Below are 23880 nucleotides of genomic sequence, written 5' to 3' on the forward strand. Positions count from 1 at the left end.
AGTACAAACCGGCTCTATGTTATCATTAAAAAGGCTCCATCATATTGCCATTATCTGCAGCGATTACGAACGCTCTAAAACATTTTATACAGAAGTCCTGGGGTTTAAGGTCCTGCAGGAAGTATACCGGGAAGAGCGTGCTTCGTACAAACTGGACCTGTCATTGAACGACCGCTACCTTATCGAATTATTTTCCTTCCCGGATCCGCCGCTACGCCGCACCAGACCCGAAGCCACCGGTTTGCGGCATATCGCTTTTGAAGTGGAGGATATTACAGCTTCGATCCGGGAGCTGCAGGCAAAAAATATAACGGCCGAGCCCCTCCGTATTGATGAATACACCGGTAAAAAATTCACTTTCTTTTTTGACCCCGATGGCCTGCCGATCGAGTTGTATGAGCGATAGCTTACAAAGTGCGTTTCCCCTATCTTTGCCGCACAAAACAAACCGTTATGAGAAAAGAATGGACCTTACTTCTGTTGCTAATCACCACTGTTGTGCAAGCACAGTACCCGATCTTGCAGAAAGCAGGCTATAAACCGGGCCTCTACAGGAATTTCGAAGAATTCAGGGATAATAATCCGTCGTTGCCTCTTTCATACAAGGTAATTACCGATGACATCAGCATTTCCCTTTTCAACAACCGGCCACAACGTCTTTACGGGCTGGAGGTCGGAAAAAAAGAAGGCAAGAAGATCGGGCCGGTGTTTGGCTTTTGTGACGGCACTGCTATTTATATATGGGTACGTTCCTATAAAAGAGGCGCTTTTTCTTCATTCTCCAGTGATATCATCGGGCCAAAAACGCGTTTTACCAAGTTGCTGCTATTGGATACGCTTAGCTATTTCGAAGATATAGGCGTGGTGCAATCCTTTGGAGCTCCGATGATGGGGGCAAACGGGATGGCGTACGGGGGGCAAAGCCGCACGTTATACCAGCGGGGCAATCTGCTGGACCTGAGGACCGGCGGTATGACCGAACTGACAAAAGGCATTCTAAGAGAGCTGCTGCAAAAAGATCCCGAACTGTCCGCTATCTTTGAGAAAGAATCCGGCAAACGAAGAAAACTGGGAGAATACCTGATGTATTATTTAGAACGGAGAAAAGGTTCCCGGGCGCTTCCACGATAAACCGGCCGGAAGATATAAAGTAGTTATTAATTTTACATACAATAAAATAGATGCGAAAGTTATACCTGCTGATCACATTGCTGAGTTTTGCTTGTGCAGTAAAAGCACAGACCATCAAAGTCAATGCAGGTCCGGAACTGCTCCGGTCCTTCAATCATGACATGCCGTTCTGGGGCGCCGGTGCTTCAGTACAGGGTGAAGTGTGGGTAAAAGAGCGCCTGGGCCTGGGTCTGAATACCGGCTTCCTGCGATTCGCCAGCACCCGGCCGCTGATCCCATCGGGAACAATACGATATAATGCCATTCCTGTATTGGCCGTGATCAAATACCCACTGCCTCTTATCAAAAACCTGTACGGACAGGATGCCATGGGTTATACTTTTGCTACTGATGTGCACTTTATAAAGGATGGGAAAAAGATACCGGGTGGCTTTACCTATTATTTTTCCCTGGGATATGAATTTGCAACCCACTTTGATGTCACCGTAAAAGTAGGTCGCTCCCGGTTCGAGAAAAAAGACCGCCCTGCCAATGTGAATGAACATAACCTCGGGTTAAAACTGGCCTATATTTTTTAACTCCACCACTGGCAGGTGGATGAAAAACTGCTTTTATTTAATAATAAAAAATGGATATAAATCTGTACAAAGAAGAGATCCTGCAGATAAAACAGCAATATTCCAGCTATCAGCTTACTGATGAACAGGCAGTACGTATCTGGAAACATTACAATGCAACAGCCTCCATTTCCGCTGAAAACTGGTTAACAAAATGGGAGCAATACGACTATGATCATCACATATTCAAAAAAATTCTTGACGCAGAGCAGTTTGCGCTTTATCAGAAAAAACGTACCGCTGATATAGAGCACACCATTGCTTTCTTAAAGCAGCAAGATGAAAAAATAAAACCCAATATAGACTATCAACAAGAACTCCTGACCTATTATGCCGACATATACATTCCGCAACTACTACAGGTAACACTGAAATACCCGTTGCCTTTCAATGAGTACAGATCAAAAATTCATTTTATCAAAGAGGAGTACAGGTCTTTCCTGAATGAATCGAAACGTATGACGGCTATTCAGCATTTCAGAAATTACCGCAGCTATAGCCCGGATCTTTTTCAATTGCACATGCTCGATGTGCAATTGTTGCATGTGATGCCTAATTATCAGAAATTTAATGTGGCAGCCGATACTCCCACACAGGCGGCGCTGCAATTTACGCTAGAGAAAGCGGCTCCTTACTGGACGAGTTTCATTGATTTTTTTAACGATATGGAAGCAGAGGAACTGAAAATAAAAAAGTCGGCTGCTCTCAGATTCTTTGGGAAAACGGAGATCAACGGCTGGCATGTGGAAAAGCCTGCCATATCTGAAATAGAATATAAAAATCAGCAACTATTTCTTTTACTGATGGCAGAAAAGAGCAGCTATAACCGGGAGATTGACGATTAATATCAAAGGGACCTTGCTGCCTTCCTTGTCTCACAGGGTTACTTATTTAACATTATGAAATAAAGGCATAAAGCATTCCGTGTCAAAAACAGCAAAACGCTTCACCCTTCTTTTATTCGTTACCCTGCTGACCAGTCTGGCGGCAACAACACTCCTGTTGATGTTCCTTCTTTCGCAACGTCCTCCAGACCACAATACTATCCGCTGCGATTTCTCAGGTCTGCTATTTGGGATAGGATGGGGTGTTATCATTCTGCTCACCCTCAGCACCACAACCGTCTATCTGAACCTTTATAAAAAGATCCGGACCCGCCGCTGGCTGTCGCTGCTCAGTTTTTTCCTGCTGCCGCTGCCTACCGCCGCTGTGCTGCTGGCGTTAATGGGCGCTATTACGGAAAGTCTCAAGGAATATGCAGCTATTTTTCTGCCTTATCTTTTTATCCTGTGTATCCTGTATCACCGGTTCCGGAGAGTAGTTTCGATCCGAGCTGCAAAGTATTTTAATCTATCTGTTGCCTTTTTTCAAATTCACCAGGTATCAGTCTATTGTCTTTTCCTTGCTCACATTGAAATCCACATTCATACATCATAAAAGAAGCTCATACTTCAGTTTTACAGAGATACACCATTTAATTCATCTATATGAAGCTTTTGATTTAACAACCTGTACATTCCCAATCCCAACAGTTTCCAAAAAAACTGAAATAGCTGTTTCCCTTGAGTCATTTTTAGGTCCAATATAAACCTTCGTTATCGGATTAACTTCACCCCCATTGGTAAAGTTTATATCGATATATGGTATAGGTAAATTTTGAGCCATTCTAAATTTAACTAGTTCTCCTGTTTTTTCATCCCCGAAATAAGTACCACCGTTATCCACTAATTTCAGAAATCTGTTGCTTGGAACAAAATTCAATAGATGTAGTAATCTAATCTCCAATTCTTCAGCAAAGGCCGGATTCTTATACGCAGCTAGATCTACGGCCAAAGTAGCACACGCTCGAAAAAAATCTGCACCATACTTGTCATTCTGATTTTCAAAACACTCCACTTCATGAATGGCCTTAAGCATAGCGATTGTTTCTTTAATTTGCTTCTTTTCGTCATATAGTACTTTCAGTGGGCGTACAGGAAGTCGCAAAACGTCACTCGCCTTGAATCCAATACAGTACCCATTTCCATCATTGGAATATGCCCTCCATTGACTCAAAATGTCAGGTTTGAGGGAAAAACAGCTGGCTAGAATATTCGTCTTTAGGCTTGACGCCTTAATAATAGAATCAATCCTCTCCAAAAAACCTTCCTCAACTTGGTTTACAACTTGATTAGCTGCCTTCTCCCAAATCGAATACCCCCAGTGAATTTCCAAAAAATCGTTCATTGAGAACAGATCACTCAGTCTAATAGTTTTATTTACACAAATAGAATGAAATGTGTCAGATGTACAATAGTGATATATCAGTTCATTCTTCTTCGGCTTGTATTCTCTTGAAATCAACATAAGTATTTACCGCTTTTAATTAAATCACTATTTTATTAAACTCCATAAGAGGCGTGTTATAAGAATTTCCAATAGTTCTAGTACTATTTTAACCTTCTCATTTACTCGTTCATACTGACAATAACTAATTTAAAAGCCACTATTTGCACCTTCATTTATTAGTACTTAACTGAGTAGCCTTATATTTTTCCAGGTTGTGATCGCCCAGTCCTGGTCCTGGGGTTCGTCAAAGTACAGCGCTATTTGGATCACCTGGTTGTCAATGATCGAAAAGCCATAGATCACATCATAGGATTTAGAACCGTCAGATTCTTTTATCAGGTAACCTGTCCGGAAGACCGTTGCGTCGGAAAAATCAAATATATTGACAGTAGCTGCCTTGTTCTGATCGCGATTGTTTATAAGATTATTGTGCTCCTGGTATAATTGTTCCTTGTTTTTATTCGCATCATTCCAGATCGTAAGCCGTACCGACTTATCCCCTGTCGTATACAACAGATCACCGCTATCCTCTATTTTACGCTCAAAAAGGTTATTGATTTGGATGGTCCATTTTTCTGTAAGCCGGTGTGTAACCATAAAATCATCTTCCAGCTTATAGTCGGTTACCTTATACCAGTCCGATTGATCACCCGCCCGCTCGTACACCGAGCCAATACCTTTTAACAGGATCGTTTCTATCGATGGATCAATAGCAAGAATGGTCGACGGGTTATAGATCCCCGAATTTTGGGGATCATCGAGGTATGCATCTGTTTCCATTCCGGTAAAGATGCGCCAGCCGCTGTCTTCCGGACGGATGCGCTTTTCCCGGTACATAAACCGGGGTTTTATCTTTTTGTCCACTACCATTTTTGAGACCATCAGTCCTCCGATGGGCGGGAAATCGTCAAAGGTTTTTGTGGTGGTCTTTTTCTTAAAGAATTTCACAGGATTTCATTTATAACTTTTAACAGCTCAACGGAACTACTTATCCAGCCCCAGTTGTTTCCGGAAGTCGATGTTCAGATGATATTGTTCTTCAATCGGTATTATCTTCCTTGAATTTTTGTTGATCTCCTTACCTTCCTTTGACCATAAGAAGGGATAAAAATTAAACACCTTATCTCCCTCCAGTTTCAGCACCTCACTCCGCCAGTCCGTCCAGCGGTTGCCTTCATAAAACCGCTCCAGGTCACTATTAAAACAAAAATTCAGGAACTCGGTATAGGAGATGCCCAGTGGCTCATACTCCAGGTTATCCGGTGAGAAATAATAGATCTTGCCCGCATCCTCACCCAGTGCTCCTCCGTTCAGCAGGAAAAACCCGCCGATGGCATCATCCGCTATCAATAAAAAGGAAGGGGCTGCACCGTAATCCTTAAAAGCTTTGCCTTTGTTCCAGTCAGGCAGGCTGCGACTGAGCTTTTCACTACCGGAACCCAGGATCCGGATCCAGCCGTCGTCGATCAGCAATCCGCCTGTTTCATAAACAACTGCTCCCATGGGAGACCGGGTGGTCACCTGCACTTTAAACAGGGCGTCTTTGGCTTTGACCGAATCCACCGGTAACACTTCCACTTTGTTCGTTGCATTTTTGATCCAGTCCTGCAACAGGGGCCAGGACGGATCCGTGGTATTTATAAGTTCATCAATGGGTCGCATATTTTTTTGAGCGGTTGTTTTTAAAGAGAACATCATTATTGTTATCCCCAACAAAAGCTTTGCTATATTACGCGTTTTTCTCATAAGGAGTGCAAAACTGTATTTATTATTTAATTATTTTTTATGCTCGATAATGACGCTAAAATAACTTATGTATGCTGTTAAAAAATATCCAGAAGACCTTGCAGCATCAATAATTACATGTGGAACAGTGATGTACCCTGGGTTCCCTCGTCTCACTAAACGGATCTATTCCGCCCCTGAAGTGTGCGACGCAACCGGGCCCAATAGCAGTGCTGCAGCCGGGTCCATAATTACCCTGGTTAATAAAAAAACAATCACTTATCGGTGCTGCCTCTTATCACCAGCGCACCTTTGCAAATCGTCATATCCGAATGATGCACGGGGTATTTTTTACTCAGCAGATCCAGCATGTACCGGCCGGCGATCACGCCGATCTCATAGGGTTGCTGCGCGTAAGAGGTCAATCCCGGTTCAATAATGGATGCGGCCGGATCATTCCCAAAACCGGCCACAGCAATTTGCCCCGGGATCCTGATCCCTTTTTGTTTCAGTAACTCGATCAGTTTTACCGCTCCCGCATCATACACCGTACAAATGCCGTCCGGCGGGCGTTTCAGGCTGAGCCAGCGTTCCAGCGCGGCTGCTACCTGATCATGCAGGAACTTTGTATGCGCCACCAGTTCCTTATCAAAAGGGATGCCGTGCTGTTGCAGCGCTACTTTGTAACCATTCACCCGCAGTTTGCTGGCCAGCAATTGCCTTGGTCCTGCCAGCAGTGCAATGCGTCGTTTTCCCTGTTCGATCAGATGCTGCGTGGTGGTATAAAGCCCGTTAAAATCATCTTCCACCACTTTAGGAATGGGCAGCTCCGGACAGATACGCGCAAACGATACCAGCGGATAGCCCTTACCATGCAGGAGCTTGATGTGCTCAAAATCCCTGGTGTCGCGGGTATGGCAAACAATAAACCCATCCACGCGACTCAGCATCAGGGCCTTTATATTCTCTTTTTCTTCCAGGGGTGATTCATCCGACTGCGCAATAACGATCCGGTAACCGATGCGGCTTACGGTGTGCTGAATACCGCTTACAATGGCCGCAAAAAAAGGTTTTTGGATATCCGGTATCACAACTCCAAGCGTGCGCGACTCATTACGGATCAGCCCCAGCGCCAGCATATTGGGCTGGTAATCCAGCTCTTTGGCTTTTTTTAGTACCGCTTCTCTCGTTTCCGGGCGGATATTCGTGCTGTTGGTCAATGCACGGGAAACGGTGGATTTGGAAATACCCAGTTCCCGGGCTATATCAACAATCGTTACCTGATGATTTTTCATCTATTGCTTTTTTTATTTATTACAGTGGTCATGGCGCGTCCGCAACAACCTGATAATGCAGCAGGGTTCGTTACTCCCGCAATAATCCCCCGCAAAACAACCGGGTTCTCTCCATAAAAACAAAATCATTGGTCTTGCGGAAAGATACGAAATTGCGGGAACGGTTGCGGGAATGTTCCCGCGGAATTTACCGGTCCGATCATTGTTTTATCCAAAAGAGGGTAATAGATTAGCAGAAAATTATTTGTCATATGAATGTGATCGAAGAAGAAAAACGCGAGCTGCCCGTGTATGCCCGTCCGGAAGTACTGGTAGTGGGCGCAGGTCCGGCAGGTATTGGTGCGGCCATCGCTGCAGCCAGGAACGGGGCGAAAGTATTGTTGCTGGAACGCTATGGTTTTCTTGGCGGCAATCTCACCATTGCTATGGTAAACCCGATGTTTACGTTTCATGATGTAAAGGGCAAACAGGTGATCCGCGGTATTGCCGGTGAACTGGTGAACCGCCTGGTGGCGTTAAAATCCTCACAGGGACATATTACGGATCTCACTTTTGATAATGCTTCCATGACCCCTTTTGATCCCGAAGGCATGAAGTATCTTTTATTTCAGATGGCACTGGAAGCCGGGGTAGAATTATTGCTGCATACCTGGGCCGTCGGCGTGCAAAAAGAAAATGGGAAAGTAACAGCCGTCATCATTGAAAATAAATCAGGCCGCCAGGCCATCTGTCCACAGGTGATCATTGACTGCTCCGCCGATGCCGACATTGCCGCTATGGCCGGAGTTCCTTTTGTAAAAGGCCGCGAAGAAGACGGTGCCATGCAGCCGGTAACGCTATTTTACCGTATCGGTGGCATTGACATGATCGCGCTCCGAAGCTGGATGAAGCAAAACCGGGATCTGCTGAAAGATGCCCCTACGGATGAAGAAATCGATTCCAGTGAAGCCATTGCATTCCTGGGCCTAAAGGAACTGGTAAAAAAAGGAATGGAAAGCGGCGAGTTCCCCAAAGATGCAGCACCAAGGATCCTGTTTTATCAGCTGCCGGTAGAAGGACAGATCGCTGTTAATGCCACGAGGCTCCAGGGTATTGACGGCACCAACGCCGCCGATCTTACAAGAGCGGAAGTAGAGACCCGCTCACAGGCCTGGCAGATCCATAATTTTCTGAAAAAACATGTGGGCGGCTTTGAACAATCTTATATCCTCGACACCGGCGTGCAGGTAGGTGTGCGCGAGACAAGACATATCCAGGGCGATTACAAACTTACCGAACAGGATGTACTTTCCAACCGTGCCTTTGAAGACGGTATTGCCTGCGGTACTTTTGCCATCGACATTCATCCGCCCGAAGGCGAACAGCAGATCTTTACCGGGTCCGGCAAGGCTGTTTATGAGATCCCCTACCGGAGTTTATTACCTGCCGGGCTGGATAATGTACTGGTAGCCGGCAGAAGCATTTCTGCCACGCATACCGCCTTTGGCTCTGCACGTGTGATGGCCACCTGTATGGGCATCGGACAGGGTGCCGGTGTGGCTGCCGCTGCCATGATCAAAGAGCAGCTGACCACAAGGCAGGTGGATACAGGTGCGGTGAGGGAAACATTGATCCGGCAGGGACAATACCTGATCGGTATGGAAGACGCCCTGGAAGCCGATCCCCGGCTGGCGCTCAACAAAGGAGAAGGCTCGGGCGCCACGGCCAGTCATTTTAATCCGTTTAAAGACATTGAACATGGATAAAAGCAAGGGGAATCTAAGGTGGGGCATTGGTGCTTTGCTGTTCTTTGTATCGGCATTGAACTACCTGGACCGCCAGGTGCTCTCGGTACTGGCACCTTCGATCCAGAAGGAGCTGCGGCTGTCGGATATCGACTATTCCTATATCACCTCTTCTTTTTTGCTCAGTTATACCATCATGTATGCCATCAGCGGCCGGTTGGTAGATAAATGGGGAACCCGTAAAAGCCTGCTGTGGTTTGCCGGCAGCTGGTCGGTGGCCAATGTGCTGCATGGTTTTGCAAAGACCGTAGCGCAGTTCTGTGGCGCCCGTTTTTTACTGGGTGCGGCGGAAAGCGGCAATTTTCCTGCCGGGGTAAAAGCAGCTGCCGAATGGTTCCCGTTAAAAGAACGTGCCCTGGCCATCGGGCTGCTGAATGCCGGCTCTTCTGCGGGCGCAGCAGTAGCGGCTCCGCTGGTAAGCATTATCACCATTGCCTGGGGCTGGCAGGCCGCATTTGTTGCAACGGGTCTTATCGGCTTTATATGGGTGTATTTCTGGTGGAAGTATTATTATACGCCCCAAACCCATCCGCGTATTTCAAAACGAGAACTGGAATACATCGAAAGCGACGCAGAGCCGGAGAACACAAAGAAAACAATAAGCATTGGCCGGCTGCTGCGTATGCGGCAATCCTGGGGTTGTTTTGTGGCGCGGATCTTTATCGATCCCTGTACCTATTTTCTTATTTTCTGGATCCCGAAATATTTACAGGAAGAACAGGGTATGACGCTGAGCCTTGTAGGCTATTTCGCCTGGATCCCTTACCTGGCGCTGGCCATCGGTACCATTGCCGGTGGCATCATTCCGCGGCGGCTCATCGGCAGCGGCTGGTCGCTGAACCGTGCCCGCAAAACCGTGATGCTTGCGGCCTCCCTGCTTATCCCCCTTTGTTGCCTGTTGTTATTCACTTCACACAGTCTGACGATCGCCTTACTCGCCCTTACCGGAGTGATGTTCGGGCATGGGTTATGGGGAAACATTACCATTCCTGCTGAAGTATTTCCCAAGGCGGTACAGGGCACGCTCACCGGACTGGGTGGCACACTCGGCGGATGTGCATCCATCCTTACGCAATTCGCCATCGGGTGGACGGTTCAGAACCTTTCTTATACGCCGGTCTTTATTGCCGTAGGATTGATGTACCTGCTTACCTTTTTTGGCGTACAACTACTGATCGGCAAACTGGGCCGGATCATTCAACTTTAAAAACCTATAAGGTTTAAAAAACTTATAGATCTGACGATTGCAACATTAACATTGATCACCAAAATTATGTCCATATGATAAAAAAGCTATTGCACCATGCCCGTAGTCCGCTATTGCACTGCTTACTCGCCTGTCTTCTTATTTCGGCGGCTGTCGCTGCCCAGCAGAAAAAAGCGGTAAGCGGAACCATCACCGCTGCACCCGGTAGTCCGTTGCAGGGTGTATCCGTAAGCGTAAAGAACAATCCGCTTCAGGGAACAACAACCGACGAGCAGGGCAACTTCCGGCTGGAAACCGCTCCGGATGCGGTACTCATCGTTTCTGCCATCGGCTATATTACACAGGAGCTGCCGGTAGAAGGAAGAACATCGCTGCCCATAACAATGGAAGCGGATACCAAAGGGATGGAAGAAGTGGTCGTCATCGGCTATGGCACCACGAAGAAGGTCAACCTTACCGGTGCGGTATCCGCCGTTTCCGGTGAAGACATGGCCAAACGCCAGGTAGGCCAGACGTCCATGGCATTACAGGGCGTGGCACCGGGTGTTACGGTAACACAAAGCAGCGGCCAGCCGGGTGTGGACGCCGGCACCATCCGCATCCGTGGTATCGGCACGCTCAACAATTCGAATCCGCTGGTATTAGTGGATGGGATTGTGATGTCTATGAACGCCGTGGATGTATCTTCTATTGAATCGATCTCCGTATTAAAAGACGCGGCCTCCGCCGCCATCTACGGATCACGCGCGGCAAACGGGGTGATCCTGATCACCACCAAAAGAGGAAAGAAAGGAAAATTTTCTTTTTCCTATGATGGCTATGTAGGCAAGCAAAGCGCTACCGACCGCCCCAAAATGGTAAACGGACTGGATCATATGCTGCTCATCAACGAAGCGCATACCAATGTTGGATTAAGTCCGCTGTATTCTGAAGAATACATTAATAATTATAAAACTAATAAAGAAAGTAACCCGGATCTGTATCCCGATACCGACTGGCAAAAGGAAGTACTATCCGGCAGCGGTATCCAGACCAACCATGTCATTGCACTTTCGGGTGGTACCGAGCGGGTGCAGTTCTTTGGCAGTTTTGGTTATCTGAATCAGGCCGGACTGATCGACGATGTGAATTTCCGGCGTTACTATGCGCGTCTAAACACCAACGTGCAGATCTCTCCCAAGCTCAGCGGATCCTTTGATGTATTCCTGGTAAATAATGACCGCAAATCCGTAGCCCAGTTCCCGGGTGGCTCCGGCGCTGCGCTTGGCAGCACTACGGGTACCGCGCTTATATTCGGACTGATGAATAAGCTGCCGGCGATACAGGCAGTGAACTATTCCAACGGGCAATGGGCGGAAGGGCAGAATGGGGTGAACCCCGTTGCCATCATCCGCAATGGTGGCTTCTGGCGGGAGACCAGTTATCCCATATCCGGTAATTTTTCCTTAAGCTATAAGCCCTTTGAATTTTTAACCGGTAAGATCAGCTTTGCGCCTACGTATTCGCAGCCCAATGTACGTTCCTTTGTAAATGTGGTGAAGACCTACGATCCCAACGGTACCTTGCGTTTTACGGTTCCCGGTGTTAACACGATGGATCAAAGCACAGCGCAGGACAAGACCAATCAGCTCGAAGCGACACTGACCCTTTCCAAAAACATCAGCAAACATTCCCTCGGCGCACTGGCGGGTTACCAGTATTATACCGGGTCCAACAGCGGTTTCAGCGCCTTCCGCGATAACTTCCTGTTTCCTGATTACCCTGTGCTTTCCGGCGGTTCTTCTGCCAATATGAAAAACGGCGGATATGCTACGGAATGGACGCTGATTTCTTACTTCGGGCGCGTTAACTACGCATTTGACAATAAGTACCTTCTGGAAGCCAACCTCCGGTACGATGGTTCTTCCCGGTTTGCCGCCGGTAACAAATGGGGAACCTTCCCCTCCTTCTCTGCCGGCTGGCGTATCTCTGAAGAACAATTCATGGCTGCTACAAAAGATGTGTTGAGTGAACTGAAATTAAGAGCTTCCTGGGGACGGCTCGGCAACCAGGAGATCGGAACCAACTACCCCTTTGCACCCACCGTATCACTCGATCCGAAATATATTTCCAACGGACAGATCCAGAACGGCGCCGCCATCCTCAACCTGGCCAACACCAATATTTCCTGGGAGACCACAGAGATGAGCAATATCGGACTGGATGCACGCCTGTTCCGTAACCTGTCGGTGTCTTTTGATTATTACTACAAGAAAACCAAAGGCATTCTGCTGGAGCTCAGTATTCCCAAGACCATGGGGGTAGCGGCTCCCTTCCAGAATGCAGGTGTGGTGGAGAACAAAGGCTGGGACTTCCAGGTGGATTATACCAACTCCGCCCATGCGTTTAAGTATGGGGCCACATTCACTTTGTCTGATGTAAAAAATAAAGTGCTCGACATCAAAGGCATTCAGCAGACAGGCACCCTGGTAAACCGTGAGGGTTATCCCATCAACTCATTGTATCTTTTAAAATCAGCGGGACTGCTGTCTGCAGCTGATTTTGATGCCAGCGGCAAATACTTATATGCGCAGCAGTTTGGCAAGCTCGGCCCGGGCGATATCCGCTATACAGACGTAGTGGAAGATGGTATCATCAATGGCAGCGACCGCCAGGTACTGGGCAGCACCATTCCCCGTTTCACTTACAGTCTTAACCTGAATGCAGATTATAAGGGCATTGATTTTTCCATATTCCTGCAGGGGGTAGGCAAGCGCGATGGTTACCTGACGGGCAACGCTATTACCCCCTTCCTTGCCGGCGGTACGGCATATGAATACCAGAAAAACCGGTGGACTGTTGACAATCCCGATCCCAACGCTATTTTTCCACGGTTTGCGTTTGGGGAAACCAACAATACCCAGATCTCTGATTTCTGGATGAAGAGCGCTGCCTACCTGCGGATCAAGAATGTACAACTGGGCTATACCATTCCCAAACAGCTGTTACAAAAGGCCGGTATCAGCCAGCTGCGGATCTACCTCTCCGGCGAGAACCTGCTCACCGCAGATAAGTTCTGGCAGGGCTGGGATCCGGAAATAGATGCAGCCAGTAATGGCGCGTATTATCCGCAGGTTAAAACCTATAACCTCGGCATTAATCTTAAATTCTGATAGCAGCATATTTCAAACGAAACAGCCAATGGCTATTAAACATTCAAAATGATACAAATGAAAAAGATCTCCTTTATATATATCATCCTCCTGATGACGGCCTGCACGCGGGAGCTGGACAGGCTGCCGCTGGATGCGCCATCCACCGAGACCTTCCCTGCCACGGAGTCCGAAATGCAGGCGGCGCTGGTGGGTTGCTTTTCACCATTAAACCTGCGGTTTGGGGAGAATCCTTATGCCATCTGGTTTGAAATGTATTCGGACATTGCAGCCAACCGGGATGTTACACCCAATGCCTCCTGGGGCACGCCCACTTCCGGAGATGTAAATACCATCTGGAATACGATGTATACCGTTATTTCCCGTTGTAACTTCCTGCTGGATCATATGGACCGGGTTACCGGGGCCACTGATCAGTCAAAGGCAAAAGTGGCCGGCACTGCGCGGTTCTTAAGGGCTTATTGTTACAGTATTCTTTCTCAATTGTATGGAGATGTACCATTGGTCACCAAAACGCTTGGCCTGGACGAAGCCTATATCAGCCGCACAGCAAAAACAGCAGTGGTGGATTTTATCCTTACCGAATTTAAGGAGGCGGCTACATTACTTCCCGCCACCAACCAGCCCAACACCATGAACCTGTCCTCCGGGGCCGCATGGGCACTGGCTTCTCGTGTGGCGCTGTATAATGAGCGCTGGACCGATGCGATTGAAGCAGCCCAAAAAGTAATGGGGCAGGAAGGAACGGAGTTTGTGCTCAATCCTGATTATGCCACGATCGCGCAACGCGCGGGAAAGACCTCTAAAGAGATCATCTGGGCCATACAATTCAACTACAACGATATCTTTCATGAAACACCCCTCTCCTTCCGGTCCAGGATGGCAGCAGGATACAGCAACCGGATACCGGTACAGGCGCTGGTGGATGCCTATGATTGTACGGATGGATTGCCCATTGATAAATCTCCCCGGTATGATCCTGCACATCCGTTTGAAAACCGCGATCCCCGGCTGGCCAAGACCATTGCCCTGCCCGGATCCGTTTATTACGGTTACCAGTTCGAAACGCATAAGGACAGTCTCAAATGCTGGAACTACAATGTATCACCGGCGGTGCGGGTCGATAACCTGGATGCCACGCATACCTTCGCCAGTTTCTCCGGTTATTGCTGGCGGAAATATGCGGACCCTACGGAGACCCATGCCACCCGGTCGGAGATCAACCCGATCATCATCCGCTATGCGGAGGTGCTGCTCAATTATGCAGAAGCAAAAATTGAGGCCGGGCAAACTGATGAGTCGATCTATACGGCCATCAATAAGATCCGCAAACGGGCCGGCATGCCGGATATTACCACAGGTAAATCCACCGCAGAGCTACGCTCGATCGTTCGCAAGGAACGCAAGGTAGAGCTGGCCGGTGAAGGATTGCGTTATTTCGACATCATCCGCTGGAAGATCGCCGACCGCGTGCTCAACGGTCCCTGCTACGGCCGCAACCCCAGGGGATTTCTCTCTGCGGCACCCGCTATCGATGCCAACGGCACGCCGGATTATGCCAATGTACCAGACAGGGACAAGATGCGGGTGATACAGGTGCGCACGTTCATTAATCCCGCCAATTATTTATGGCCCATACCCGATATTGAGATACAGACCAACAAACAACTCACTCAAAATCCCGGGTATTAATTTATTGGCTTGTTATCGTATTTATCAGCTCATGCAACGAACCCATAAAACAGTCTCATTTTTATTTAAGCGGAAGCCGCTGCTGGCGTTGCTTTTCACGACCATGCAGCTCTGCGGTCACGGACAGGAAAAAACCAGTATCACGCTTCACATACCACGGGAGCCGGCTTCGGTAGATCCGATGATCTACGGACAAATGCTGGAAAATGTGAACGACAGCATGATCTACAGCGGTGTTACCGACCTGCAGGGCAATGAGCAAAAGCAGGTCATTCCCCTGTTAAAAGACCTGCAGGTACCGGTGCTGCGATGGCCGGGCGGCACCGTGGTTTATGAATACCACTGGCGCAATGGGATCGGCCCCCGTTCTTTACGGCCCGTAGTGCCCACGCTTGCCTGGCGGGGAAAAGAGAACTACCAGTTTGGCACGGATGAATTCCTGCAATGGTGCCGGAAGATCGGGACCACTCCTTATATCAACCTGAATATGGGGACCCATCCGCTCTATGGCAGCACGCTCCGGGAGGCATTGGAATGGATCGAATATGTAAACGGACCAGAGAGTTCTCACATGGGGAAATTGCGGGCATACAATGGCCATAAAGATCCCTACGCCGTAAAATACTGGGGCATTGGTAATGAGAACTACCTGCCAAGCCGGGCCGCAAGGATACAGGATGCGGACACCGTTTATGCAGAACGGCTCCGCCTGTGGGCATCCGCCATAAAAGAACGCTTCCCCACGCTAAGCCTCCTGGGGATCGGCCATACATCCGGCTGGAACGATACCGTACTGGCACGGGCCGGCAAACATGTCGACTTTTTAACACAGCACTATTATGTAAATGCCAAAGTGAAAGAAGGCCTGTTGCAGGAGCCGGCCTCCACCCTGTTTGCTCCGGCTAAAATGGAAGCCCATTTAAAACTGTTGGGACTGCGGCTGACTCAGATGAACCAAACGTTAGAGCGCACAAACAATCCGGTCCGGCTTTCGGTGGATGAATGGAACGACCGGCATGGTCTTTATGACGGAAACAGTTACCGGTTCTCCCGCCAGTCGGTCAGGAAACAATTTGATGTAGCAGTGGCCGCCGGTATGCTGAACGTCTTTATACGGCAAAGTCCGGTAGTAGGCATGGCCAATTATATCTTCCCGGTGAATGCCCATGGGCTGATACGCACGGTCGGTACGGATGATGCATTCCTTACCCCCCTTTATTACCTGTTTAAACAATACCGGGAAAAGATGACCGGGCATAAAATAGATGTAACTTTAAAAGGTCCGGGTATGGATGCAAAAAATGTACCACTGAACATTACCGGTGATTGTGATGAAGTGGTAATGGGCAACGCGCCATTGACCTTTATCGATGCAGCAGCCGTCCTCAATAAGGAGGGAGAGATCCACATCGCGTTGGTGAACCGATCGGCAGAAAAAGTACAGGAGCTTACAATTGCCCTTCCTGCCGCTTACAAGGCAACGCAGATCTGGGCGCTGGATCATAAGAACATCAATGCGTCCAACGAAGCAGGCAACCGCTTTGAAGTTGTGCCCCGGATAAAACCGGTGAAGCAACAAGGATCCGGTATCACCATCAGGCTGCTGCCCTGTGCCTTCGCCATGCTGCAGCTGATACCGGAACAACAATAACAACCTGCTCTAGGAAGAAGATTCCGAGCAAGCATAAAAGAAATCAACAGATGAGAATCGTAAAAAGAAAGAGGATGCAAAAAATTAAAAATACGGTATGTATCGCCCTGCTGATGTCCATAGCCGGGTCTGTAACCGTAACGGCGCAAACAACCCGGGTTACCATTACCATCCCGGAGCAACCCGCCCCCATTGATCCGATGATCTACGGGCAAATGCTGGAAAATGTGAACGACAGTGTGATCTACGGTGGCGTTACGGATGGCAACGGGAACGTGCAACCGCACATAACAAAGCTGTTGAAAGAACTGGATATACCGGTTATGCGCTGGCCCGGCGGCACCGTTATTCATGAATACCGCTGGCGCGATGGGATCGGTCCGCGTAACCTGCGCCCGGTGGTAAATACCTATGCCTGGAAAGGAAAAGAAAACTACCAGTTTGGCACAGATGAATTCCTGAACTGGTGTAAAGAGATCCATACGCAGCCTTATATCAACTTTAATATGGCCAACCATCCGCTGTACGGCGGCACGCTTTGGGAAGCGCTGGACTGGATCGAGTATGTGAACGGCAGTGCCGATACTACCAACGGCGGGCGACTGCGCGCCGCCTATGGCCACAAAGCGCCGTACAATGTACAATACTGGGGCATCGGCAATGAGAACTATGGACCCTGGGGTCGGCACAACGTAGAAACGGCCACCGAATATGGCGACCGGCTGGCATTGTGGGCCGGTACCATCCGTAGTCAATATCCCGGCCTGCGGTTGCTGGGCGTGGGTCATACCCTGGACTGGGATAAAACCGTTCTGGAAAAAAGCGGGAAAGACATTGATTATCTTACCCAGCATTATTATGTGATCAGCAAACTAAAAGAGGGCCATATCCAGAACCCGGACAATACCCTTTTTGCCCCGGCAAAAATGGAAGCGCACCTGCGCGCTCTGGGTAAACTACTGGCAGATTATAACGGCGGCAAGGCTGGCAACCCGGTGCGGCTTTGCGTGGATGAGTGGAACAACCGGCACTCTGTTCTTCAGAACAACGAATACAAATTCACCCGCCAGTCGCCCCGCCGCCAGTTTGATGTAGCCGTGGCGGCAGGCATGCTCAATGTATTCATCCGGCAAAGTCCCATGGTAGGCATGGCCAATTATATCTTCCCGGTGAACGGACATGGGTTGATCCGCACGGTAGGCACCGACAATGCGTTAAAAACGCCCCTCTTCTATCTCTTTAAACAATACCGGCAATGGATGACCGGCTCAAAGCTGGATGTAACGGTGAATGGTCCGGGCATTACCGGTACTGCCGCTGCGCCCACAATTGATGGCGACTGCAAGGAAATACAAATGGGTAATGAACAACTTACGTATATCGATGCGGTGGCCGTTCAGTCTCCGGGCAACGACATCTATGTCTCACTGATCAACCGCTCCTGGAATGCCCATCGTGAAGTAGCACTTACGCTGCCAAAAGGTTATCGTGCCGCCGAAGTATGGGAATTGCAGCATACGGACATCAATGCCTTCAACAGCCCGGAAAACAGCGATATGCTGGTTCCAAAAACCCGGGCAGTAAGCAGCAAAAAAAGTTATTATAATGCTAAGCTGTTGCCCTGTGCGGTAGTGCTGGTAAAGCTGGTGCAACAGTAAAATTTTTAAAAGTAAAAATAACCGATTCATGAGAGTCCTACCCTCCGGTCATCGCCCATTGAATGAAACCACGATCGTTTCCCTGCCCGCCAGATCATGTGCAGTAAACAGGGGCATGCGATACGACATATCAGGATATTGCAGCAACTGTGCCGCCTCTTCAGCAAAGCCAAGCTGATAGGTGGTCTGATCAGCAGTCGTCATAAAAACACGGTCGTACGCCGTTTCACGATCCGGAACAAATAACAGCACCTGTTTGCCGGCATTTTCTTCCGTCATCCACATATCTGCTAACCGTGTGGTAGCCCAGCCCATCGTATGAAAACGCCGAGTATATCCCTTGGGATAATTCAGATAGCTTATAAGAAAACAAAAGATATCAAAAGAAACATCATACGGAAAGGTGATCGCGAACAGCTGATCCGTCATTTTTGTTACAACCGGGATCAACTGCAGCATTTCCCGGTTATGCCACCCGCAAAAATCCCGGATGATTCCTTTTATTTGGTCTTCATTCATCCCTTCCACAACAATCAGCTTATCATTGGCAACTTTATCTTCAGGTAATGACCCGTCTGCAGGATCTTTTATAGCTGACCCGTCCCGCATGCGCCGGTCTTTCAACTCTAGCCGGTCAAAAATCAACAGTAAGGTTACCATTAAGATAATGGCCAGGATCAGGTATGGATGTTTCATGTAAACGATGCTGTTTTGGTAAAATTACTGTTATCTCGAAACGGATACTTGTTTAACTAAAAATCCCCAGGCAGGAACAGAAATCATTTCCGATCCTTCCAGTTCCACCACTTTAACATTTCCGTATCCTGTCGCTCCTTTGGTGTTTCTGCAAAATAGACGGCACACCGGAATACATACAGCAGACACCGGTCCTGCACGCAGCCGACAAACCGGTTCGAATCATTGTAAAGCTGCTCCGGATCCTTTCCTTCTAGATCTTCAATACACCGGATGCCAATATTATATAGATCGGTGGCAATCGATTTTCCGACACCCGGTATCCGGGTCAGTTCTTTTATGATCGATGATCTTTCCATTGTTTTTTTAAAATATTGCCTCACTAAAATCGCCGCGCTGGATCTTACAAGGCTATTTCTTGATATAGGGCTCCATGAAAATCCGGTCCTTATTAGCATTTATGAAATCCATACTTTTTTTAAAGTCCGATCGGATATTAAGAGTGAGATACTTTACCCAATCCGAAACCGAATCTTTTCGAAAATACGCGTACAACGCCAGCGCATATCCCCATTCGCGTTGTTTTAAATACCCCAGGCTGCTATGTCCGTACTGGTTAAAAGATTTGAATTCCATAAAAGCAGCATTCGCACTGAATATTCCTAATCCAAAAATCACTGTTGTCAGATCGGTCAGCTGTTCATCATTAAAATCCAGTCTTTTTTCGCCTAATATTTTTATATGGGAGAATTCATGTGCGATGGTCGCCACCAGGTTTTCCGGGTTGTTTAGATTTCCTTTTTCGATCAGGATATCATAGATTCCTTTTTTATTTTTATCAAAATATAATCCTGAAGTAAGTGTACCACCATCATCCTTATCCACAGCAGTCCAGACCCCGTGTCCAAAACCGTTGCTCAGTTGCCGGATATGCTCATCGTAGAGCTCAAGATTTACTGTTTTAATGTCAATATCCATTTGCCGGGCAATAATCTCCCCGGTTTTTAACAGCGATTCTTTTGAGCCGTCGTACCGGATGGGGAAACATTCAGGTGTCGGGCAGAGCATTGGCCGGGTGGCGATTTCCCTGAATTGCCTGGTCAGCCATAAAAATGCCTGCTCCATCCAGAGACGCATATCCGGATCTATGGGGCACTCCCTGCTTTTCTTAGGAAAAAGACGAAACATATAAAATAAATTGCCTTAGCAAGATACAATCTTTCATCATTCCATTTTATAATCTTCAAAAGATACGATTCAAATAAAAACCTTCCAGCTCCCTGCAGAAAACTATTTTTGCAGCATGACGCATTTTCCTGTAAACGCACTGTTCTTGGCCGGCCTCCTTACCAGTATTTCTATAACCGCGACTTACACAACTCATGCTCAAACCATACCTTTTTACAAGGTAACGCCTTTTGAAGAGGAAGGCTATTTTTCCAAAACGGTGTTCTCCTTCAATCCGGATTTTATAAAAGCTAAAAAGATCAAAAACCTGGTACTGCGCGACAAAGGCCGGGCGGGGCGCGACTACCATTATTCTTTTGACACCAACGGGAGGACCACTGGCTTTATTACCCTGCAGCGGAAGGACGAAAAAACAGACACGGTATTTTATACCGCCTATGGCTATACGACCTCGGGCAGTATGGACTATACCGCTCAGATTGACTATCACGACGGGCTTGTAGGGATCGGTAAATATGCCTACGACAAAGAAGGGAAACTTTCCGTTATCCGGAATTTTACCCTGGACGCGGATCTGCCCGGCCGGTCGCAAAAAGGCAGCATTATGAACTACCGGACCGTGCCCGGCACCTATACAGCTCTTATAAAAGGGAATGCCCCGGATGATGCTTTTTACGAAAAGCAGATCGCGGAAAATGATTTCTCTTCGCGGCATTACCGGTACTATACGGAGAACGGCGCTAATGTTGAAGAACAGACCGAACTATTCGATTTTAAAAAGAAGTTCCAGGACAAGGACACCTGCAGCAGTCGCAAGACTTATTACTATAAGAATGGGCTTCCGGTGCTCCTCTTTTTGCACAGGGACTGCGACGCCAAATTGACTCCTTCCGAATATTACAGTTACCAGAAGGGTTTACTGACCGGGATACGGGAAAACCCCAACCGGCCGGATCCACGGAATGAGCAATACAGTTACGACAAAAACCAGAACCTGGTGCGCATGGAAAATGAATGGGGTGGTCAGATCGTAAGTGCCCTTACGATGACTTACGATACCAATGGCTTTTTAAAATCCATTCAGCGCAAATCGGCATTGGCCAAAGTGGCAGATTATTTTGAAGACCGGGTGCTGGAGGTTACTTATACATCTTATCACTGAAGCCATACACCATACTGATGATCCTGGAAATCTACGGCTGTCATTGAAAAGTATACCGCTCTTTAAACAGAGCTGTTTCAAAAGCATTCTTGTCCATTGATGGTTTCGCTGCTTTTGGATGATAAAGCCACCTGGCGAACCACTTCGTAATGATTCGGGTCCTGCCGGTCTTTGCGTCCGACCCAACAATCAACAAAACTCAAAACCCATCCTGACATACTGTTGTCACTGCCCCGTTTTAGCTTCGGACCTCCAAATAAAACAGCGCTATTTCGTAACAATTATTTTACAGAAAATAAACAAAGTAATTATTTGGTTTATTAGTTTTTTGATTTACTTTTGAAATCCGGACAGAAAACCAGGTTACCTTTTTTAAAGAAGTGTATTAATCGTTCACATGCGCTTTGTCTACAATTACAACACTTTAAGAAATCAGTTGCCAACGGTGCAGCACTAACAAACGTTTGAGCCGCAAACATTTTTCAAAAAAAATTTGGAAGTAGTTTCAAAACACCGTTAACTTTGCTAACACTGTTAGGTAAATTTATTTTTTATGAGTGTAGCAGAGCGCAAATTGAGAGAAAAAGAAGTGATCCGGAAAAAGATCATTGACGCAGCGTTGCAGCTGGTAAAGAATGAAGGCTGGGAGTCGCTGTCCATACGGAAGATAGCCGATGCTATTGAATACAGCGCCCCGGTGATCTATGATCACTTTGCCAACAAGGAGGCCATTCTTTTTGAGATTTCGCAGGACGGTTTTAAACTGTTGCTGGCAAACATCCACAAAGCCATCGCAAAAAAAGAATCGCCGCGGGAGGAGCTGAAAGCGCTGGTGGATACCTACTGGAAGTTTGCGCTTAAGAACAGGAGTTATTTCAAGCTCATGTTTGGTGTGGGAATGCCCTGCTGCGGAGAAGGAAAGATGAAAACAGAATTTGGAGCCTTACAGGATATAATTTATGAAATCATAAAAAAAATAATCATTGAAAAGAAAACCAATATTGAATCCGCGTGTTATAAAACGCACGCATTCTGGTCGGCAATACATGGTTTTACTTCAATCATGATCGCAAGAAGCGCCGATGTTCCGCAAACAATGAACGTATCGGTGCTCGATCAAATGGTAGTGAACATTATAGAAAATCTTTAAGCCAAAAAGACAACAATTCAAATAGCAATTATTTTTTAGTGTATTCCGCTGCGGAATGACAACGGGCAATGGTTTGCCGTTCCGTAATACGCAGGAATTGCACTATAAACAGGATCACTGGCCCCGGCAATACCCTGGGCGCCTTTCTCCGGTATGTACCCCGGCAGGACTTATATTTCTTTGACTCAAAAAACAACTCTACAGATGAAAGCAAACAACCATACCATCCCCACAAGCATTATTATACCCGCGCTTATTGCGCTTTCTATATCGCTGCAAAGCTGCATGAGCGGCTCAGCAAATCCAAGCCCGCAAAGCCAGGCACCGGCGCTGCCCGTAATGGGCACACCCGTATCACCCGTAACCGTTTATCAGGAATTTTCTTCCTCGCTGGAAGGAAAGGTGAACGTGGAAGTACGGCCACAGGTAGACGGCTACCTGGAGAAGATCTATGTAGATGAAGGCGCTTACGTAACCGCAGGGCAACCCTTATTCAAGATCAACGCCCAGTTGTACAACGAAGCGCTGAACAACGCAAGGGCCAATGTACTCGCAGCACAGGCCAATGTACAAAAAGCACAGGTAGAGCTGGACCGGCTGAAACCGCTGGTAGACAACAATGTTGTTTCCGACGTGCAATTAAAAACCGCAAAGGCCAATTACAATGCAGCAACAGCGGCATTGGCACAGGCAAAAACCACGGTAGGCAGTGCACAGATCAATGTAGGTTATACACTGATCAAAGCACCGGTGAGCGGTTATATCGGCAGCATTCCGTTCAAAACCGGTAGCCTGGTAGGCCGCGGGGAAACACAGCCCCTTACCGTGCTTAGCGAGGTGAACACGATGTACGCCTACTTCTCTATGAGTGAGCCCGACTTCATTGCCTTTAAAAATAAATACCCGGGCGAAACCATTGAGCAGAAACTGAAGAACGTTCCCTCTGTTGAATTGCTGCTGGCCGATAATACCGTTTATCCGCAGCAAGGAAAGATAGAGCTGGTTCAGGGGCAGTTTGACAAGACCATCGGCGCCATCAACTTCCGCGCGGCCTTCCCCAACCCCAATAAAATATTAAGAAGCGGTAACACAGGTAAGATCCGCCTGCCACAGCTCTTTAATGAAGTATTGGTGGTGCCACAGGAAGCCACGTTCGAGATCCAGGATAAAGTATTTGTATTTACAGTAGACAGCAGCAACAAGGTAACCAGCAAACCCATTGCCGTTTCCGGTAAAACCTCCTACTACTACTTTGTAAACAAAGGACTTTCCGCAGGCGAAAAGATCGTACTCTCCGGCACCGGCAATTTAAAAGACGGTGTACAGATACAACCCCAGGTGGTTTCGGCCGACAGTGTGTTAAAAGCAAATCCGATTTAAAGAGATTCGGCTTCCCGCAGACTTCGCAGAAGCGCGCAGAACATTATTACGATCAGCACTATTC

The 23880-nt window shown here is 47.7% G+C and carries 21 protein-coding genes; 14 read left to right on the forward strand and 7 right to left on the reverse strand.

Going from position 1 to position 23880, the window contains the following annotated elements; translation table 11 throughout:
- Positions 1–16 precede the first annotated feature (16 nt).
- The 5 genes from gloA2 to K7B07_RS00825 all read left to right on the forward strand — a co-directional run bounded on the left by gloA2 (position 17) and on the right by K7B07_RS00825 (position 3185).
- Positions 17–406 carry an SMU1112c/YaeR family gloxylase I-like metalloprotein gene (gene gloA2 / locus K7B07_RS00805; RefSeq protein WP_223706574.1) on the forward strand — a complete coding sequence of 130 codons (390 nt, stop codon included), beginning with the start codon at positions 17–19 and terminating at the stop codon, positions 404–406.
- Positions 407–453: 47 nt separating this feature from the next.
- A complete protein-coding gene (locus K7B07_RS00810; protein ID WP_223706575.1) occupies positions 454–1131 on the forward strand; it encodes a hypothetical protein in 678 nt (225 codons plus the stop codon).
- 50 nt (positions 1132–1181) lie between these two features.
- Positions 1182–1709 carry a porin family protein gene (locus K7B07_RS00815; RefSeq protein WP_223706578.1) on the forward strand — a complete coding sequence of 176 codons (528 nt, stop codon included), beginning with the start codon at positions 1182–1184 and terminating at the stop codon, positions 1707–1709.
- Between the two features lie 50 nt (positions 1710–1759).
- Entirely contained in the window at positions 1760–2593 is an 834-nt protein-coding gene (locus K7B07_RS00820) for a hypothetical protein (protein ID WP_223706580.1), read from the forward strand.
- 79 nt (positions 2594–2672) lie between these two features.
- Complete coding sequence (locus K7B07_RS00825; protein ID WP_223706581.1) at positions 2673–3185, forward strand: hypothetical protein; 513 nt, start codon at positions 2673–2675, stop codon at positions 3183–3185.
- Between the two features lie 42 nt (positions 3186–3227).
- On the opposite strand, the gene K7B07_RS00830 is transcribed toward K7B07_RS00825, so the two are convergent.
- From K7B07_RS00830 to K7B07_RS00845, 4 genes are all read right to left on the reverse strand, one after another.
- The gene (locus K7B07_RS00830) at positions 3228–4094 is read right to left on the reverse strand and encodes a DUF2971 domain-containing protein (protein WP_223706583.1); all 867 of its coding nucleotides are present in this window, start codon (positions 4092–4094) and stop codon (positions 3228–3230) included.
- A gap of 165 nt (positions 4095–4259) precedes the next feature.
- Positions 4260–5024 (reverse strand): DUF2185 domain-containing protein, encoded by a 765-nt coding sequence (locus tag K7B07_RS00835; protein ID WP_223706585.1) that lies wholly within the window; start codon positions 5022–5024, stop codon positions 4260–4262.
- Between the two features lie 36 nt (positions 5025–5060).
- The gene (locus K7B07_RS00840; protein WP_223706587.1) at positions 5061–5738 is read right to left on the reverse strand and encodes a DUF2625 domain-containing protein; all 678 of its coding nucleotides are present in this window, start codon (positions 5736–5738) and stop codon (positions 5061–5063) included.
- Positions 5739–6076: 338 nt separating this feature from the next.
- A complete protein-coding gene (locus K7B07_RS00845; protein WP_223706589.1) occupies positions 6077–7096 on the reverse strand; it encodes a LacI family DNA-binding transcriptional regulator in 1020 nt (339 codons plus the stop codon).
- Positions 7097–7347: 251 nt separating this feature from the next.
- Here K7B07_RS00845 and K7B07_RS00850 point away from each other — a divergent pair, with 251 nt between their 5' ends.
- The 6 genes from K7B07_RS00850 (at position 7348) to K7B07_RS00875 (ending at position 18240) form a co-directional block, all read left to right on the forward strand.
- Complete coding sequence (locus tag K7B07_RS00850) at positions 7348–8841, forward strand: FAD-dependent oxidoreductase (RefSeq protein ID WP_223706591.1); 1494 nt, start codon at positions 7348–7350, stop codon at positions 8839–8841.
- Complete coding sequence (locus K7B07_RS00855; RefSeq protein WP_223706592.1) at positions 8834–10087, forward strand: MFS transporter; 1254 nt, start codon at positions 8834–8836, stop codon at positions 10085–10087. The genes K7B07_RS00850 and K7B07_RS00855 overlap by 8 nt, the downstream gene beginning before the upstream one ends.
- 74 nt (positions 10088–10161) lie before the next feature.
- Entirely contained in the window at positions 10162–13239 is a 3078-nt protein-coding gene (locus K7B07_RS00860) for a SusC/RagA family TonB-linked outer membrane protein (RefSeq protein WP_223706595.1), read from the forward strand.
- Between the two features lie 57 nt (positions 13240–13296).
- The gene (locus K7B07_RS00865) at positions 13297–14931 is read left to right on the forward strand and encodes a RagB/SusD family nutrient uptake outer membrane protein (protein ID WP_223706597.1); all 1635 of its coding nucleotides are present in this window, start codon (positions 13297–13299) and stop codon (positions 14929–14931) included.
- Positions 14932–14962: 31 nt separating this feature from the next.
- A complete protein-coding gene (locus K7B07_RS00870) occupies positions 14963–16582 on the forward strand; it encodes an alpha-L-arabinofuranosidase C-terminal domain-containing protein (RefSeq protein WP_223706598.1) in 1620 nt (539 codons plus the stop codon).
- A 74-nt stretch (positions 16583–16656) separates the two neighbouring features.
- A complete protein-coding gene (locus tag K7B07_RS00875; RefSeq protein WP_223706600.1) occupies positions 16657–18240 on the forward strand; it encodes an alpha-L-arabinofuranosidase C-terminal domain-containing protein in 1584 nt (527 codons plus the stop codon).
- A 48-nt stretch (positions 18241–18288) separates the two neighbouring features.
- On the opposite strand, the gene K7B07_RS00880 is transcribed toward K7B07_RS00875, so the two are convergent.
- From K7B07_RS00880 to K7B07_RS00890, 3 genes are all read right to left on the reverse strand, one after another.
- A complete protein-coding gene (locus K7B07_RS00880) occupies positions 18289–18936 on the reverse strand; it encodes a hypothetical protein (RefSeq protein ID WP_223706602.1) in 648 nt (215 codons plus the stop codon).
- An 83-nt stretch (positions 18937–19019) separates the two neighbouring features.
- Positions 19020–19295: a helix-hairpin-helix domain-containing protein gene (locus tag K7B07_RS00885; protein WP_223706603.1), complete on the reverse strand. Its 276-nt coding sequence runs from the start codon at positions 19293–19295 to the stop codon at positions 19020–19022.
- Positions 19296–19347: 52 nt separating this feature from the next.
- On the reverse strand, positions 19348–20124 hold the full coding sequence (locus K7B07_RS00890) for a hypothetical protein (protein ID WP_223706604.1): 777 nt from the start codon (positions 20122–20124) through the stop codon (positions 19348–19350).
- A 115-nt stretch (positions 20125–20239) separates the two neighbouring features.
- On the opposite strand from K7B07_RS00890, the gene K7B07_RS00895 reads away from it, so the two are divergent.
- From K7B07_RS00895 to K7B07_RS00905, 3 genes are all read left to right on the forward strand, one after another.
- Entirely contained in the window at positions 20240–21286 is a 1047-nt protein-coding gene (locus K7B07_RS00895) for a hypothetical protein (protein ID WP_223706605.1), read from the forward strand.
- Positions 21287–21839: 553 nt separating this feature from the next.
- Positions 21840–22436, forward strand: a complete 597-nt coding sequence (locus K7B07_RS00900) for a TetR/AcrR family transcriptional regulator (RefSeq protein WP_223706607.1) — start codon at positions 21840–21842, stop codon at positions 22434–22436.
- Between the two features lie 204 nt (positions 22437–22640).
- Entirely contained in the window at positions 22641–23816 is a 1176-nt protein-coding gene (locus K7B07_RS00905) for an efflux RND transporter periplasmic adaptor subunit (RefSeq protein WP_223706609.1), read from the forward strand.
- The last annotated feature ends 64 nt before the right edge of the window (positions 23817–23880 follow it).

The organism is Niabella beijingensis (genome assembly GCF_020034665.1).
In the GTDB taxonomy this organism is placed as follows: domain Bacteria; phylum Bacteroidota; class Bacteroidia; order Chitinophagales; family Chitinophagaceae; genus Niabella; species Niabella beijingensis.

What these genes read in the sequence shown, in the direction of transcription:
- K7B07_RS00810 (WP_223706575.1), top strand. Translation starts at nt 454, where the DNA reads ATGAGAAAAGAATGGACCTTACTTCTGTTGCTAATCACCACTGTTGTG.
- K7B07_RS00865 (WP_223706597.1), top strand. Translation starts at nt 13,297, where the DNA reads ATGAAAAAGATCTCCTTTATATATATCATCCTCCTGATGACGGCCTGC.
- K7B07_RS00850 (WP_223706591.1), top strand. Translation starts at nt 7,348, where the DNA reads ATGAATGTGATCGAAGAAGAAAAACGCGAGCTGCCCGTGTATGCCCGT.
- K7B07_RS00815 (WP_223706578.1), top strand. Translation starts at nt 1,182, where the DNA reads ATGCGAAAGTTATACCTGCTGATCACATTGCTGAGTTTTGCTTGTGCA.
- K7B07_RS00905 (WP_223706609.1), top strand. Translation starts at nt 22,641, where the DNA reads ATGAAAGCAAACAACCATACCATCCCCACAAGCATTATTATACCCGCG.
- K7B07_RS00895 (WP_223706605.1), top strand. Translation starts at nt 20,240, where the DNA reads ATGACGCATTTTCCTGTAAACGCACTGTTCTTGGCCGGCCTCCTTACC.
- K7B07_RS00820 (WP_223706580.1), top strand. Translation starts at nt 1,760, where the DNA reads ATGGATATAAATCTGTACAAAGAAGAGATCCTGCAGATAAAACAGCAA.
- K7B07_RS00885 (WP_223706603.1), bottom strand. Translation starts at nt 19,295, where the DNA reads ATGGAAAGATCATCGATCATAAAAGAACTGACCCGGATACCGGGTGTC.
- K7B07_RS00845 (WP_223706589.1), bottom strand. Translation starts at nt 7,096, where the DNA reads ATGAAAAATCATCAGGTAACGATTGTTGATATAGCCCGGGAACTGGGT.
- K7B07_RS00860 (WP_223706595.1), top strand. Translation starts at nt 10,162, where the DNA reads ATGATAAAAAAGCTATTGCACCATGCCCGTAGTCCGCTATTGCACTGC.
- K7B07_RS00900 (WP_223706607.1), top strand. Translation starts at nt 21,840, where the DNA reads ATGAGTGTAGCAGAGCGCAAATTGAGAGAAAAAGAAGTGATCCGGAAA.
- K7B07_RS00830 (WP_223706583.1), bottom strand. Translation starts at nt 4,094, where the DNA reads ATGTTGATTTCAAGAGAATACAAGCCGAAGAAGAATGAACTGATATAT.
- K7B07_RS00855 (WP_223706592.1), top strand. Translation starts at nt 8,834, where the DNA reads ATGGATAAAAGCAAGGGGAATCTAAGGTGGGGCATTGGTGCTTTGCTG.
- K7B07_RS00890 (WP_223706604.1), bottom strand. Translation starts at nt 20,124, where the DNA reads ATGTTTCGTCTTTTTCCTAAGAAAAGCAGGGAGTGCCCCATAGATCCG.
- gloA2 (WP_223706574.1), top strand. Translation starts at nt 17, where the DNA reads ATGTTATCATTAAAAAGGCTCCATCATATTGCCATTATCTGCAGCGAT.
- K7B07_RS00875 (WP_223706600.1), top strand. Translation starts at nt 16,657, where the DNA reads ATGCAAAAAATTAAAAATACGGTATGTATCGCCCTGCTGATGTCCATA.
- K7B07_RS00840 (WP_223706587.1), bottom strand. Translation starts at nt 5,738, where the DNA reads ATGCGACCCATTGATGAACTTATAAATACCACGGATCCGTCCTGGCCC.
- K7B07_RS00870 (WP_223706598.1), top strand. Translation starts at nt 14,963, where the DNA reads ATGCAACGAACCCATAAAACAGTCTCATTTTTATTTAAGCGGAAGCCG.
- K7B07_RS00880 (WP_223706602.1), bottom strand. Translation starts at nt 18,936, where the DNA reads ATGAAACATCCATACCTGATCCTGGCCATTATCTTAATGGTAACCTTA.